Source organism: Streptomyces sp. NPDC054047, from assembly GCF_055585065.1.
Genome location: NZ_JBVJKV010000008.1, coordinates 364732 through 379119, shown reverse-complemented (window position 1 = coordinate 379119; position 14388 = coordinate 364732). Strand labels below are relative to the sequence as shown.

11 protein-coding genes are annotated in these 14388 nt (G+C 71.4%); 7 read left to right on the top strand and 4 right to left on the bottom strand.

Annotated elements, in window-relative coordinates; genetic code table 11:
* Positions 1-3 precede the first annotated feature (3 nt).
* The gene (locus tag ACZ6ZP_RS28415; RefSeq protein ID WP_361474020.1) at positions 4-1440 is read right to left on the bottom strand and encodes a sensor histidine kinase; all 1437 of its coding nucleotides are present in this window, start codon (positions 1438-1440) and stop codon (positions 4-6) included.
* A 38-nt stretch (positions 1441-1478) separates the two neighbouring features.
* The gene (locus tag ACZ6ZP_RS28410; protein WP_351163948.1) at positions 1479-2144 is read right to left on the bottom strand and encodes a response regulator transcription factor; all 666 of its coding nucleotides are present in this window, start codon (positions 2142-2144) and stop codon (positions 1479-1481) included.
* A 145-nt stretch (positions 2145-2289) separates the two neighbouring features.
* Between ACZ6ZP_RS28410 and ACZ6ZP_RS28405 the strand changes: the two genes are divergently transcribed.
* On the top strand, positions 2290-3006 hold the full coding sequence (locus tag ACZ6ZP_RS28405; RefSeq protein WP_469408854.1) for a PepSY domain-containing protein: 717 nt from the start codon (positions 2290-2292) through the stop codon (positions 3004-3006).
* Between the two features lie 467 nt (positions 3007-3473).
* Here the strand turns inward: ACZ6ZP_RS28405 and meaB are convergent, their stop codons facing one another.
* Positions 3474-4430, bottom strand: coding sequence for a methylmalonyl Co-A mutase-associated GTPase MeaB (gene meaB, locus ACZ6ZP_RS28400; RefSeq protein ID WP_351163944.1), 957 nt, complete (start codon positions 4428-4430; stop codon positions 3474-3476).
* A 58-nt stretch (positions 4431-4488) separates the two neighbouring features.
* Positions 4489-5691: an acetyl-CoA C-acetyltransferase gene (locus tag ACZ6ZP_RS28395; RefSeq protein WP_351163942.1), complete on the bottom strand. Its 1203-nt coding sequence runs from the start codon at positions 5689-5691 to the stop codon at positions 4489-4491.
* Positions 5692-5827: 136 nt separating this feature from the next.
* Between ACZ6ZP_RS28395 and mce the strand changes: the two genes are divergently transcribed.
* From mce to ACZ6ZP_RS28365, 6 genes are all read left to right on the top strand, one after another.
* A complete protein-coding gene (gene mce / locus ACZ6ZP_RS28390; protein ID WP_249587713.1) occupies positions 5828-6268 on the top strand; it encodes a methylmalonyl-CoA epimerase in 441 nt (146 codons plus the stop codon).
* A gap of 232 nt (positions 6269-6500) precedes the next feature.
* Complete coding sequence (gene scy / locus ACZ6ZP_RS28385) at positions 6501-10418, top strand: polarized growth protein Scy (RefSeq protein WP_351163938.1); 3918 nt, start codon at positions 6501-6503, stop codon at positions 10416-10418.
* 182 nt (positions 10419-10600) lie between these two features.
* Positions 10601-11536, top strand: coding sequence for a coiled-coil domain-containing protein (locus ACZ6ZP_RS28380; RefSeq protein WP_249587715.1), 936 nt, complete (start codon positions 10601-10603; stop codon positions 11534-11536).
* Positions 11537-11659: 123 nt separating this feature from the next.
* Complete coding sequence (locus tag ACZ6ZP_RS28375) at positions 11660-12649, top strand: ABC transporter ATP-binding protein (RefSeq protein ID WP_469408851.1); 990 nt, start codon at positions 11660-11662, stop codon at positions 12647-12649.
* A gap of 3 nt (positions 12650-12652) precedes the next feature.
* Complete coding sequence (locus ACZ6ZP_RS28370; RefSeq protein WP_351163932.1) at positions 12653-13423, top strand: ABC transporter permease; 771 nt, start codon at positions 12653-12655, stop codon at positions 13421-13423.
* Positions 13424-13554: 131 nt separating this feature from the next.
* Positions 13555-14379, top strand: a complete 825-nt coding sequence (locus ACZ6ZP_RS28365) for a hypothetical protein (protein WP_469408848.1) — start codon at positions 13555-13557, stop codon at positions 14377-14379.
* Positions 14380-14388: the final 9 nt, after the last annotated feature.

Below are 14388 nucleotides of genomic sequence, written 5' to 3'. Positions count from 1 at the left end.
CCCTCACCGGGAAGCGGCAGGGATCCTGAGCTCGAAGAGCGCTCCCCCACCGGGGGCCTCGCCGACCGTGAGGGTCCCGCCGTGGCGCGCGGCGACGTCGCGCGCGATGGCGAGGCCCAGACCTGCCCCGCCGTCGTCCCGAGTGCGGGCGTCGTCGAGGCGGACGAAGCGCTCGAAGATCCGATCGCGCTCGCCCTCCGGTACGCCGTCCCCGTCGTCGGAGACCTCCAGGACCGCCCACGCGCCCTCGGCGCGGGTGGCGACCGTGACGTGCGAGCGGGCGTGGCGCTGCGCGTTGTTCACGAGGTTGCCGAGCACACGCGCCAACTGGCTCCGGGAGCCGGTGACTTCGACGTTCTTCAGATCCATGCGGACGTCGGCGCGGTCCCTGGTGCGCTGCGAGAGCTCCTCGCGGGCCAGGGCCGCCAGGTCCACGTGCCCGCCGCCCGGCTTCTCGCCCGCGTCGAGGCGGGCGAGCAGGAGCAGATCGGCGGCCAGCTCCTGAAGTCGCACGGTGTCCTCGACCGCACCGTCCACGTCCAGCAACTCCGGGTGGGCCGCGCCCACTTCGAGCTGGGTGCGCAAGGAGGCGATGGGGCTGCGCAGCTCGTGCGAGGCGTCGGCAACGAAGCGGCGCTGGCGTTCCACCGAGCTCTGCAGGGCGGCGAGCGTCTCGTTCGTCGTCGTGGCCAGGCGGGCGATCTCGTCGTGCGTGTCCGGCTCGGGCACGCGGCGCGCGAGATCCTCGGACGCGGTGATCGCCGCCATCTCGGAGCGGATCGCGTCCACCGGGCGCAGGGCGCGGCGCGTCACCAGCCAGGTCACACCGGCGATGACGGCCAGGAGCAGCGGGAAACCGATGAGCATGGACGTCAACGCGGTGGACACCGCGCTCTGTTGCGCGGCGAGGGACGCGCCCGCGTAGACGGTGAGATCGCCCTTGTTCTCGACGTTCACCTCGACGGCGGCGAAGCGGTAGTCGGCCGTCTCGCCGTCGATCGTGGCGGAGCCGGTGGTGACGCGCGCCGCGTCCTCGGAGATCTCTCCGGGTTCGAGCGCGCCGCTCTCGCTCTCGTCGTCGTCATCATCGTCGTCGCCCTTGGGGGGCGTGGTGGACGCGGGGCCCGGCTTGACGGCGTCGACTCCCGTGCCGCTGATGCGCTCCAGGTCCTCGCTTGCGGCGACGAGCCGGCCGCTGCCGTCGACGACCTGGACCGGATGGTCCTCGTCGTCCAGGTCCAGGTCGGCGTACGCCACGTTCGACGCGAGCGTGGACGCCACCCCTCGGGCGGCGGACTCGGCCTGGCCGCCCGCCTGGTCGGTCAGATTGGCGCGCAGCGAGAGCAGCACGGCGGCACCCGCGGCGAACAGCGCGACGGCCACGACGAGGGAGGCGCCGAGCGTGGCCCGGGCCCGTACGGAACTGAAGAAGCGCCTCATCTTCATCGGGTTCTTCGGGTTCATCGGGTTCATCGGGTTCATCGGGGTGTCTCCAGGCGGTATCCGGCGCCGCGCACCGTCTTGATCAGGGGCGCCCCGAGCTTGCGCCGCAGTGCGCTGATGTACACCTCGACGATGTTGGGGTCCCCCTCGTAGGCGAAGTCCCAGACGTGCTCCAGGATGTCGCCCTTGGAGACCACCTCGCCCGCCCGCAGGACGAGCTGCTCCAGCACCGCGAACTCCTTGGCGGTGAGCGTCACTTCGTCGTCGCCGCGGAAGACGCGGCGCGCGGCGGTGTCGACCTTGAGGTCGCCGAGGGTGTGGACGGGGGACGGCCCCGCGTTGCCGCGGCGGCGCAGCAGCGCCTTCACACGGGCAACGAGCACGACGTACGAGAAGGGCTTCGTCAGGTAGTCGTCGGCGCCCGTGTCGAGCCCTTCGGCCTCGTCGTACTCGCCGTCCTTGGCCGTGAGCATCAGGATCGGTACGTCGTGTCCCGCGGCGCGCAGGGTCGAGCAGACGCGGTAGCCGTTCATGCCGGGCAGCATGATGTCGAGGATGACCAGGTCGTACGATCCCTCGCTCGCCCGGTGCAGTCCGTCGGTGCCGTCGTGCACGACGTCCACGGCGTAGCCCTCGGCCGTCAGGCCCTTGGCGAGCGACAGGGCGAGCCGCTTTTCGTCCTCCACGATCAACAGGCGCATGCGTTCAGGGTCGCAGAGCGAACCTGAAGAGTTCTTCAGGCGGCTTCAGGCTGGCTTCAGCATCGCTCAGCCAGATTGGTTCTTGTCGAAAGCGAACGGCAGCGGCCCCCGGGCCGCACAGCCACCGTCTCGGGAGGAACCCCTTATGAAGCGCAACATCGTCATCGCCACTGTCGCAGCCATCGCCCTGGCCGGGGGCGGCACGGCGACGGCGCTCGCCGCCACCGGCGACGACGAGTCGTCGGCCGCCAAGAAGTCGAGCGTCCAGCTCAAGGACAACGACCGGGACAACGACCGGGACGACCGGGGCGACGACCGGAACGACGACCGCGACGACGCCGCGGAGAACACCGCCGAGGCGAAGGCCGCCAAGCTGACCGCGGCCGACGCGATCAAGGCGGCCCTCGCGAGCCAGTCCGGTACGGCCGTCTCCGCCGAGCTGGACGACGAGGACAACGGCGGTCTGGTCTGGGACGTCGACGTGCTCGGCAAGGGCAGCACGTGGCACAGCGTGCAGGTCGACCCCGGCACGGGCAAGATCCTGGGCTCGCACACCGAGCAGGACGAGGACGGCGACGCGAGCCGCGTGGCCGCTGCCCTGAAGGGCGCGTCCGTCACGGCGGAGGACGCGGCGAAGGCCGCCGCCGACAAGGGCACGGTCACGTCCGTGGACCTGGACGACGACGGCACGGCCGGCGCCTGGGAGGCGGAGACCTCCGGTGCGAAGGGTGCGGAGTCCGACTGGAAGGTCGACCTTCAGTCCGGCAAGGTCAGCGCCGACAAGTCGGACAGCCACGACGACTCCGACGACAACGACTCGGACGACAACGACTCGGACGACTCCGACGACTCCGACGACTAATTGACCCCGTCCCCCCGGGGAGCCGGGCCCGCAGGGATGTCCCTGCGGGCCCGGCTCATGTCACGGCTACCCGCAGGGATGTCCCTGCGGGCCGGGCTCATGTCGCGGCTACGGCCTGAACCGCCGCTTCGCGGCGGATTTCTCCCGCCCACCCACCCATTACCCCGCGGGGCAATCGGGTGGGTGGGCGGGAAAGTCTTGCCGCGGGGATACGGGTGGGCGGGAGGGAGAGCCTCGCCACGCGGATACGGGTGGGCGGGAGGGAAAGCCTCGCCACGCGGATACAGGTGGGCGGGCGGGAAAGCCTCGCCACGCGGATACAGGTGGGCGGGCGGGAAAGCCTCGCCGCGCAGATACAGGTGGGCGGGCGGGAAAGCCTCGCCACGCAGCGGCGGCTCGTTCGGCTTCGGGCCCACCAAGAGCTGCCGATCCGCTCACCCGCAGGGTAACCGCCGCCGGCCCCGCCCTCAGCCAGAGGTCAAGCTCTCGATCAGTTCGTCCGCCGCCGAGTACGGATCCAGCTCCCCCGCGACGATCCGCTCCGCCAGCGCGGACAGCCGCGCGTCCCCGTGCAGGTCCGCGATTCGCTCCCGCAAGGCCGTGACCGCGATCGTCTCGACCTCCCGCGCCGCCCTCGCCGCCCTGCGGTCCGCCAGGACCCCCCGCTCCTCCATCCACGCCCGGTGCTTCTCCAGGGCCTCGACGACCTCGTCGATCCCCTCGCCCCGTGCGGCCACCGTCTTCACGATGGGCGGGCGCCAGTCCCCCGCGGACCGGGCCTCCCCGAGCCCCAGCATGTGGTTGAGCTCGCGCGCGGTGGCGTCCGCGCCGTCCCGGTCCGCCTTGTTGACGACGTACACGTCGCCGATCTCCAGGATTCCGGCCTTCGCCGCCTGGATCCCGTCCCCCATGCCGGGGGCGAGGAGCACCACCGAGGTGTCCGCCTGCGAGGCGATCTCCACCTCGGACTGGCCCACGCCGACCGTCTCGACGAGGATCACGTCGCAGCCCGCGGCGTCCAGCACCCGGATCGCCTGCGGAGCCGACCACGCGAGGCCGCCGAGGTGGCCCCGCGTCGCCATGGAGCGGATGTAGACCCCGGGGTCGGACGCGTGCTCCGACATCCGGACCCGGTCGCCTAGCAGCGCTCCCCCGGAGAACGGCGAGGAAGGGTCGACGGCCAGGACGCCCACCCGCTTGCCCGCCCTGCGGTACGCGGAGACGAGCGCCGACGTCGAAGTCGACTTGCCGACACCGGGCGACCCCGTGAGGCCCACCACGTACGCATGGCCCGCCAGCGGAGCGAGCGCCGCCATGACCTCGCGGAGCTGCGGTGACGCCCCCTCGACCAGTGAGATCAGCCGGGCCACGGCCCGTGGCCTGCCCTCGCGGGCCTGTGCCACCAGGGAGGGGACGTCCTGCATGTCAGACAGCTCCGTTCCTAGACGTAGAGAAGGCGTACGCGCGAAGAGCGGCAGGCCCTCAGGCCTTCGCCACCTTCACGATCAGCGCGTCACCCTGCCCGCCGCCACCGCACAGGGCGGCCGCGCCCACGCCGCCGCCGCGCCGCTTCAGCTCAAGGGCGAGGTGCAGCACGACGCGTGCGCCGGACATCCCGATCGGGTGACCCAGGGCAATGGCACCGCCGTTGACGTTCACCTTTTCCGAGGACACCCCGAGGTCCTTCATTGACTGCACCGCGACCGCGGCGAAGGCCTCGTTGATCTCGATCAGGTCGAGGTCCGCGACGTCCAGGCCCTCCTTCTTCAGGGCGTGCTGGATCGCGTTCGAGGGCTGCGACTGGAGCGAGTTGTCCGGTCCCGCCACGTTGCCGTGCGCCCCGATCTCCGCGATCCAGTCCAGGCCGAGCTCCTCGGCCTTGGCCTTGGACATGACCACGACCGCCGCGGCGCCGTCGGAGATCTGCGAGGACGTGCCCGCCGTGATCGTGCCGTCCTTGGTGAAGGCGGGGCGCAGCTTGCCGAGCGACTCGGCGGTCGTCTCGGCGCGGATGCCCTCGTCCTTGGAGAACAGGACCGGGTCGCCCTTGCGCTGCGGGATCTCGACCGGGGTGATCTCGGCCTCGAAGATGCCGTTCTTCTGGGCGGCGGCGGCGCGCTGGTGGGAGCGTGCGGCGATCTCGTCCTGCTCGGGGCGCGCGATGCCCAGGCGGGTGTTGTGCTTCTCCGTGGACTCGCCCATGGCGATGTTCTCGAAGGAGTCGGTCAGGCCGTCGTACGCCATGGAGTCGAGCATCTCGATGGCGCCGTACTTGAAGCCCGCGCGCGACTTCGGGAGGAGGTGCGGCGCGTTCGTCATCGACTCCTGGCCGCCGGCGACGACGACGTCGAACTCGCCGGCGCGGATCAGCTGGTCGGCGAGCGCGATCGCGTCGAGCCCGGAGAGGCACACCTTGTTGACGGTGAGCGCGGGGACGTTCATGGGGATGCCCGCCTTGACGGCGGCCTGACGTGCCGGGATCTGCCCTGCCCCGGCCGTGAGGACCTGCCCCATGATCACGTACTGCACCTGGTCGCCGCCGATCCCGGCGCGGTCGAGCGCGGCCTTGATCGCGAAACCGCCCAGGTCTGCGCCGGAGAAGGACTTCAGGGAGCCGAGCAGGCGGCCCATGGGCGTTCGTGCGCCCGCGACGATCACTGAGGTGGTACCGGTCGTTCCAGACATGTGCCACGGCCCCTTGGGAGGAGGAGTTAATGAGGGTTTACTTGAATGTACTGAGCGGTACGCCGCGCGTCATCGGGCGTTCGGTGTGATCGCGCGCACGTTGCGTAATCAGCGCCGGAAGGGCTGCACTTAAAACATGCTGACGCGAATCGATCACATCGGGATCGCCTGTTTCGACCTCGACAAGACCGTCGAGTTCTACCGGGAGACGTACGGCTTCACGGTGTTCCACACCGAAGTCAATGAAGAGCAGGGGGTGCGCGAGGCCATGCTCAAGATCAATGAGACGAGCGACGGCGGCGCCTCCTACCTGCAGCTCCTCGAACCCACTCGCGACGACTCCGCCGTGGGCAAGTGGCTGGCCAAGAACGGCGAGGGCGTGCACCACATCGCCTTCGGCACCGCGGACGTGGACGGGGACGCCGCGGCCATCAAGGACAAGGGCGTACGCGTCCTGTATCAGGAGCCCCGCATCGGCTCCATGGGGTCCCGTATCACCTTCCTGCACCCCAAGGACTGCCACGGCGTACTGACCGAACTCGTCACCTCGGCAGCTCAGGAGTCACCGGAGCACTGACCTCCGCATACTTGGGCCGGTAGGGTTGGGGTCGGCCGTCCGAAGTATTGGGCGGCCGGTCGTCCGTACGCTGGGCGGCCGCTTGCCGGGGTCCGGGTTTCGGGGGACGAGCGTCGGGGCAGCAGCCCATGCTCTGCTGTTGATCTGACACCATTCCCCGTGGGCCCCGTTCGGCGGATGGACAGGGCTCGTACGAAGAGACTTGCGACCAGGGGACGGATGGGACCGCGCAGTGCGGGGCTACGAACGCCAAGAGAGCTCGCGGGCTGAGACGGACCATCTTTCGCGGTTCGAGGCCGAGATGGACCGGCTGAAGACCGAACGAGAGAAGGCTGTTCAGCACGCCGAGGACCTCGGCTACCAGGTCGAGGTGTTGCGCGCCAAGCTTCACGAGGCGCGCCGCAACCTCGCGTCCCGCCCTGCCTACGACGGCGCGGACATCGGCTACCAGGCCGAGCAGTTGCTCCGTAATGCCCAGATCCAGGCCGACCAGCTGCGCCAGGACGCCGAGCGGGAGCTGCGCGACGCCCGTGCGCAGACCCAGCGCATCCTCCAGGAGCACGCCGAGCAGCAGGCCAGGCTCCAGTCCGAGCTGCACTCCGAGGCGGTGTCACGCCGTCAGCAGCTCGACCAGGAGCTGTCCGAGCGCCGCCAGACCGTCGAGTCGCACGTCAACGAGAACGTGGCGTGGGCCGAGCAGCTGCGGGCGCGCACCGAACAGCAGGCGCGCCGCCTGCTCGACGAGTCGCGTGCCGAGGCCGACCAGGCCCTGGCCGCCGCCCGCGCCGAGGCCGAGCGCGTGGCCGAGGAGACCCGCCAGCGCCTGGCGAGCGACGCCGAGTCCGCCCGTGCCGAGGCCGAGGCGACCCTGCGCCGGGCCCGTTCGGACGCCGAGCGCCTCCTGAACGCCGCCTCCACGCAGGCGCAGGAGGCCACCGACCACGCGGAGCAGCTGCGCTCCAGCACGGCCACCGAGTCCGAACAGGCCCGCCGCCAGGCCACCGAGGCGAGCCGCGCCGCCGAGCAGCGCATGGCGGAGGCCGAAACGGCTCTGCGCGAGGCGCGCGCCGAGGCGGACAAGGTCCTCGCCGAGGCCAAGGACACCGCGTCCAAACAGCTCTCGGCCGCCGAGGGCGCCAACGAACAGCGCACGCGCACCGCCAAGGAGCAGGTCGCCCGCCTCGTCGGCGAGGCCACGAAGGAGGCCGAGGCCACCAAGGCCGAGGCCGAGCAGCTCGTCGCCGACGCCCGCGCCGAGGCCGAGAAGCTGATCAAGGAAGCCGCCGAGAAGGCGCGCACGATCACCGCCGAGGAGACCGCGGGGCAGCTCGCCAAGGCCGCCCGCACCGCGGAGGACGTACTCGACAAGGCGTCCAAGGACGCCAAGGAGACGACGAAGGCCGCCACCGAGGAGGCCGAGCGGATCCGCACCGAGGCCGAGGCCGAGGCGGACCGGCTGCGTGCCGAGGCGCACGACATCGCCGAGCAGCTCAAGGGCACGGCGAAGGACGACACCAAGGAGTACCGCGCCAAGACCGTCGAGCTGCAGGAGGAGGCGCGCAGGCTGCGCGGCGAGGCCGAGCAGCTGCGGGCCGACGCGGTCACCGAGGGTGAGCGCATCCGCGGCGAGGCCCGGCGCGAGGCCGTCCAGCAGATCGAGGAGGCGGCCAAGTCCGCCGAGGAGCTGCTCGCCAAGGCGAAGGCCGACGCGGACGAGCTGCGGACGGCGGCCACCGCCGACAGCGAGCGCGTGCGCGGCGAGGCCGTCGAGCGCGCCACGACCCTGCGCAAGCAGGCCGAGGAGACCCTGGAGCGCACCCGCGCGGAGGCCGAGCGGCACCGCGAGGAGGCCGCCGAGCAGGCCGAGGCCACGAAGTCGGAGGCACAGGACGCGGCGCGCGCCCTGCACGAGGAGACCGAGCGGGCCATAGCGGCACGTCAGGCCGAGGCGGCCGACGAGCTGACGCGCCTGCACACGGAGGCCGAGGAGCGTGTCGCCGCCGCCGAGCAGGCGCTGACCGACGCCCGCGCCGAGGCCGAGCGCATCCGCAAGGAGGCCTCGGACGAGACGGACCGGCTTCGCGCGGAGTCCGCCGAGCGGATCCGCACCCTTCAGTCGCAGGCCGAGACCGAGGCCGAGCGGCTGCGCACCGAGGCCGCCGCCGACGCTTCGCAGGCGCGCGCCGAGGGCGAGAACGTCGCGGTGCGGCTCCGTTCGGACGCCGCCGCCGAGGCCGAGCGGCTCAAGACCGAGGCCCAGGAGTCGGCCGACCGGCTCCGTTCGGAGGCCGCAGCCGCCGCCGAGCGCGTGGGCACGGAGGCCGCCGAGGCCCTGTCCGCCGCCCAGGAGGAGGCCGCCAGGCGCCGCAGGGAGGCCGAGGAGACCCTCAGCTCCGCGCGCGGCGAGGCCGACCAGGAGCGCGAGCGGGCCCGCGAGCAGAGCGAGGAGCTCCTCGCCTCCGCCCGCAAGCGCGTCGAGGAGGCCCAGGCCGAGGCCGTGCGCCTCGTCGAGGAGGCCGACCGCAGGGCGACCGAGATGGTCTCCAGCGCCGAGCAGACCGCCCAGTCCGTACGGGACTCCGTGGCGGGCCTCCAGGAATCCGCGCAGGAGGAGATCGCGGGCCTGCGCAGCGCCGCCGAGCACGCGGCGGAGCGCACCAGGACCGAGGCGCAGGAGGAGGCGGACCGCGTCCGCTCCGACGCGTACGCCGAGCGGGAGCGCGCCGCCGAGGACGCCACCCGCACCCGGCGCGAGGCGAACGAAGAGGCCGAGGCCGCCAAGTCGCTGGCCGAGCGCACCGTTTCGGACGCGATCGCGGAGTCTGAGCGGCTGCGTTCGGACGCCTCCGAGTACGCCCAGCGTTCGCGTACGGAAGCCTCGGACGCGATCGCGTCGGCCGAGCAGGACGCGTCCCGTACCCGTGCCGACGCCCGCGAGGACGCCAACCGCATCCGCAGCGACGCGGCGAGCCAGGCCGACCAGTTGATCGGCGAGGCGCGCAGCGAGGCGGAGCGGCTGCAGAACGAGACCATCGCGGAGGCCGAGCGGCTCAAGGCCGACACGGTCGCCGAGGCCGAGCGGCTCAAGGCCGAGACGACCGCCGAGGCCGAGCGGGTGCGTTCGGAGTCGGTGGCCAAGGCCGAGAAGCTCATCTCGGACGCGACCGGCGACGCCGAGCGGCTGCGCGCGGACGCCGCCGAGACGGTCGGCTCCGCCCAGCAGCACGCCGAGCGCATCCGGTCCGATGCCGAGCGCGTCAAGGCGGAGGCGGCGGCCGAGGCCGAGCGGCTCACCTCGCAGGCTCGCGAGGAAGCCGAACGGACCCTGGACGAGGCGCGCCAGGCGGCCAACAAGCGCCGCTCCGAGGCGGCCGAGCAGGTCGACACGCTCATCTCGGAGACGGCCGCCGAGGCCGACAAGCTGATCAAGGACGCCCAGGAGAAGGCGCTCAAGGCGACCACGGACGCGGAGGCGCAGGCCGACACGATGGTCGGCGCGGCCCGCACGGAGGCCGACCGCCTGGTCGCCGAGGCGACGGTCGAGGGCAACTCCCTGGTGGAGAAGGCCCGTACGGACGCGGACGAACTGCTCGTCGGCGCCCGCAGGGACGCCACGGCCATAAGGGAGCGCTCCGAGGAGCAGCGCGACCGCCTCACCGCCGAGATCGAGCAGCTGCACGAGCGTGCGCGCCGCGAGTCCGCCGAGGCGATGAAGTCCGCGGGCGAGCGCTGTGACGCACTGGTGAAGGCCGCGGAGGAGCAGCGCGCCGAGGCCGAGGCGAAGGCCAAGGAGCTGGTGTCGGACGCGAGTTCCGAGGCCGGCAAGGTGCGGATCTCCGCCGTGAAGCGGGCCGAGGCGCTGCTCAAGGAGGCCGAGACGAAGGTCGCCGAGCTGGTGCGCGACGCCGAACGCGTCAAGGCGGAGGCACAGGCCGAGGCGGAGCGTACGGTTGACGAGGGCAAGCGCGAGCTCGAAGTCCTCGTCCGGCGCCGTGAGGACATCAACGCCGAGATTTCCCGTGTCCAGGACGTGCTGGAGGCGTTGGAATCTTTTGAGGCCCCACCGATCGCCGGCACGAAGGACGCGGGTGTCAAGGCCGGTGCGACGGCGGGGTCAACTCGATCGGGTGGCAAGCCGTCTGAGGGCTAGCCAAAGAACATCTCGCGTGCTTTGTAAGGACCTTCGGCACTGTCGCTGGCAAGTGCTCTGGCGGTTAGCCACTCAAAAGGGGTGTCATTCTCCAGATCAAACGGGCATCCGCTCGATGACACGCCGCTTGGACCCCTAGGATTCCCCCTATCACCTCACCGGTCTCATTCGACAGGAACCCCATGAGCGACACTTCCCCCTACGGCTTCGAGCTTGTGCGGCGTGGGTACGACCGCGCTCAGGTGGACGAACGTATCTCCAAGCTCGTCTCCGACCGTGACAGCGCTCTTGCTCGTATCACTGCTCTGGAAAAGCGCATTGAAGAGCTGCACCTCGAGACGCAGAACGCGCAGGCGCAGGTAGCCGACGCCGAACCGTCGTACGCGGGTCTCGGCGCGCGCGTCGAGAAGATCCTCCGCCTCGCCGAGGAGGAGGCGAAGGACCTGCGCGAGGAGGCCCGTCGCGCAGCCGAGCAGCACCGCGAGCTCGCCGAGTCGGCGGCCCAGCAGGTGCGCAACGACGCCGAGTCGTTCGCGGCCGAGCGCAAGGCCAAGGCGGAGGACGAGGGCGTCCGGATCGTCGAGAAGGCCAAGGGCGAGGCGGGCACGCTGCGCAGCGAGGCGCAGAAGGACGCTCAGCAGAAGCGCGAGGAGGCGGACGCCCTCTTCGAGGAGACCCGCGCCAAGGCCGCCCAGGCCGCGGCCGACTTCGAGACGAACCTCGCCAAGCGCCGCGAGCAGTCGGAGCGTGACCTGGCCTCGCGTCAGGCCAAGGCCGAGAAGCGTCTCGCGGAGATCGAGCACCGTGCGGAGCAGCTGCGCCTCGAGGCGGAGAAGCTGCGGACGGACGCGGAGCGTCGCGCTCGCCAGACCGTCGAGACCGCTCAGCGTCAGGCCGAGGACATCGTCGCCGATGCCAACGCCAAGGCGGACCGGATCCGCTCGGAGTCCGAGCGCGAGCTCGCGGCCCTGACGAACCGTCGCGACAGCATCAACGCTCAGCTCACCAACGTGCGCGAGATGCTGGCCACCCTCACGGGTGCGGCGGTGGCTGCCGCCGGTTCGCCCGCCGAGGACGAGCCGGTCAGCCGCGGGGTGCCTGCGCAGCAGACCCGCTGAGGCACCTGGGAAACCCGCGGGCTCGTCGTGGCCGCGCACACGGTTCCCCGCGCCCCCTTCGGGACGCTTTCAGAGCCCTCTGTCCAAGTGGCAGGGGGCTCTGTCCCGTTTTAGCGTGGCCGCATGATCGAGCTCGAGGGGCTGACCAAGCGGTACGGCGAGAAACTGGCCGTCAACAACCTCACCTTCACCGTGCATCCGGGCATCGTCACCGGCTTCCTCGGGCCCAACGGCGCGGGCAAGTCCACGACGATGCGGATGATGCTCGGGCTCGACAACCCCACGGCGGGGGCGGCGCGCATCGACGGCAAGCGGTACGCCCAGCTGAAGGACCCGCTGAAGTACATCGGCGCCCTGCTCGACGCCAAGGCCATGCACGGCGGGCGCAGCGCCTTCAACCACCTCCTCTGCCTCGCGCAGAGCAACGGCATCCCGCGCGCCCGCGTCCACGAGGTCCTCGACACCGTCGGTCTGACCCAGGTCGCCAAGAAGAAGGCCAAGGGCTTCTCGCTCGGCATGGGCCAGCGGCTCGGCATCGCGGGGGCGCTGCTCGGCAACCCCGAGATCCTGATGTTCGACGAGCCGGTCAACGGCCTGGACCCCGAGGGCATCCACTGGATCCGGAACCTGATGAAGTCCCTCGCGTCGCAGGGCCGTACGGTCTTCGTCTCCTCCCACCTGATGAGCGAGATGGCGCTGACCGCCGACCACCTCGTCGTCATCGGGCAGGGGCGGCTCCTCGCCGACACCTCCATGGCGGACTTCATCCACCAGAACTCCCGCAGTTACGTCCGGCTGCGCTCCCCGCAGCGCGAGCGCCTGCTCGACGTGCTGCACCAGGAGGGCGTCACCGCCGTCGAGGCGGGCAACGGCACCCTGGAGGTCGACGGGACCTCGTCGGAGGACCTCGGCGAGCTCGCCGCCCGCCATCAGCTCGTACTCCATGAACTGAGCCCCCAGCGCGCCTCGCTGGAAGAAGCCTTCATGCAGCTCACCGCGGAGTCGGTGGAGTACCACGCGCACGCCGACCACGCGGCCCCCGGCGCCGCCCCGCCACCGCCCCAGCAGGCCGAGGGCTGGGGCGGCAGCTGGCAGCAGAAGAAGGGGTCCTGAGCGATGGCCGCGACGCAGGTACTGAAGTCGGAGTGGACCAAGATCCGCTCGGTCTCCTCGACCGTGTGGACGCTGGGTCTCGCCGTGGTCGTCACGGTCGGGCTCGGCCTGCTGATCAGCATTCTGGCGAAGAACGACTACGACAACCTCAACGCCCAGGACCGGCAGGTCTTCGACCCCACCTACACCAGCTTCGCGGGCATGAGCCTCGGCCAGCTCGCGATGATCGTCTTCGGGGTGCTCGTCGTCTCGAACGAGTACAGCACCGGCATGATCCGCACCTCGCTCTCCGCGGTCCCGCAGCGCGCCACCTTCATGGCGTCCAAGGTCGCGGTCGCCACCCTGCTCTGTCTGGTGGTGGGCCTGGTCACGAGCTTCATCGCGTTCTTCGTGGGGCAGGCGATGCTCGGCGAGCACAAGGCGATGATCAGCGATCCGGGCGTGCTGCGGGCGGTGATCGGCGGCGGGCTCTACATGACGCTGATCGCGATGTTCTCGATGGGCGTCGCGACGATGCTGCGCAGTCCGATGCTGTCGCTCGGCATCCTGATGCCGTTCTTCTTCCTGATCTCCAGCATTCTGGGCAACGTCTCGGCGACGAAGAAGATCGGCCGTTTCCTGCCCGACCAGGCGGGCAGCAAGATCATGCAGGTGAAGACGCCGCTGGACGACGACACTCCGTACGGGCCCTGGGGCGGGCTCGCGATCATGGTGGTGTGGGTCGTGGTGGCACTGATCGGCGGCTACGCGCTGCTGAAGAAGCGGGATGCGTGACGCTTCGCTGGGACCGGTGATGGATCCGCGGGCCGGTGGGGGCTTCTCGCGCCCACGCGGCGGAGCCGCCCATGCCGGAGCCCCGCGCCTGTTGCCGGGCGCGGTACCGCCCGCCGGGGAGAGGGAGACGCATGCCGCAGGACCGGAGCCTGGCCGCGCTCGGCCTCGACGTCGTGCCCGCCCTGCATCCGCTGACCTACCCGGGGCGGCCCGTCCCCGGGCCCTCCCTCCTGACCGGTGAGGAGCTCCTCCCCCTCGGCGTACGGCCGCTGCCGCTCGGGCAGTGGCACGTGGCGGGGCGGCCGCTCGACGAGGTGCTGGCCGGGCGGGGCCTTGCGTCCATCGGCGGCCGGCATCCCGTCATGGCCGTGGGGTCGAACGCCTCGCCCGCGCAGGTCGCGTACAAACTGCTCCGGCGCGGCCTCTCCGCCGTCGTGCCGATGGTCCCGGTGCGGGTGCAGGGCATCGCCGTCGGCTGCTCGGCGCACATCGGGCGGGCCGGTTATGTGGCGGCGGCCCCCTGCCTCGATCCGGCGGCCGAAGCCTCCCTCGTCGTGAGCTGGCTCGATCAGGACCAGTTCCGCGCGGTCGACGAGACGGAGTTCCCCAACTACCGGCGGGCGCTGATCCCGGGCGACGACTTCGGGCTGACCATGCCGTCCGGAGAACGGCTCGACGGCGCGTCCCTCTACGTCGGCGTACGCGGCGTCCTCGCCGATCCCGGCACCGGACTGCCTCGGCCCGGCGGCGGCCACCAGGCCACGCTCCTCGCCTCGCTGCTCGATGCGTCACCGCGCCTGCGGGACCTGCTCGGCCCCTGTCCGGCGAGCTGGGTGCGGAAGGCGGCCGCCGAGCGTGCGGTGCGCGAGTCCGGGACCCGCATCTTCGCCGAAGAGGGCTGGGACCTGCGGCAGCCGGGCTTGTCGCCGTACGGCGACGGGGCGGTCGGACTCTGACGGATGCCG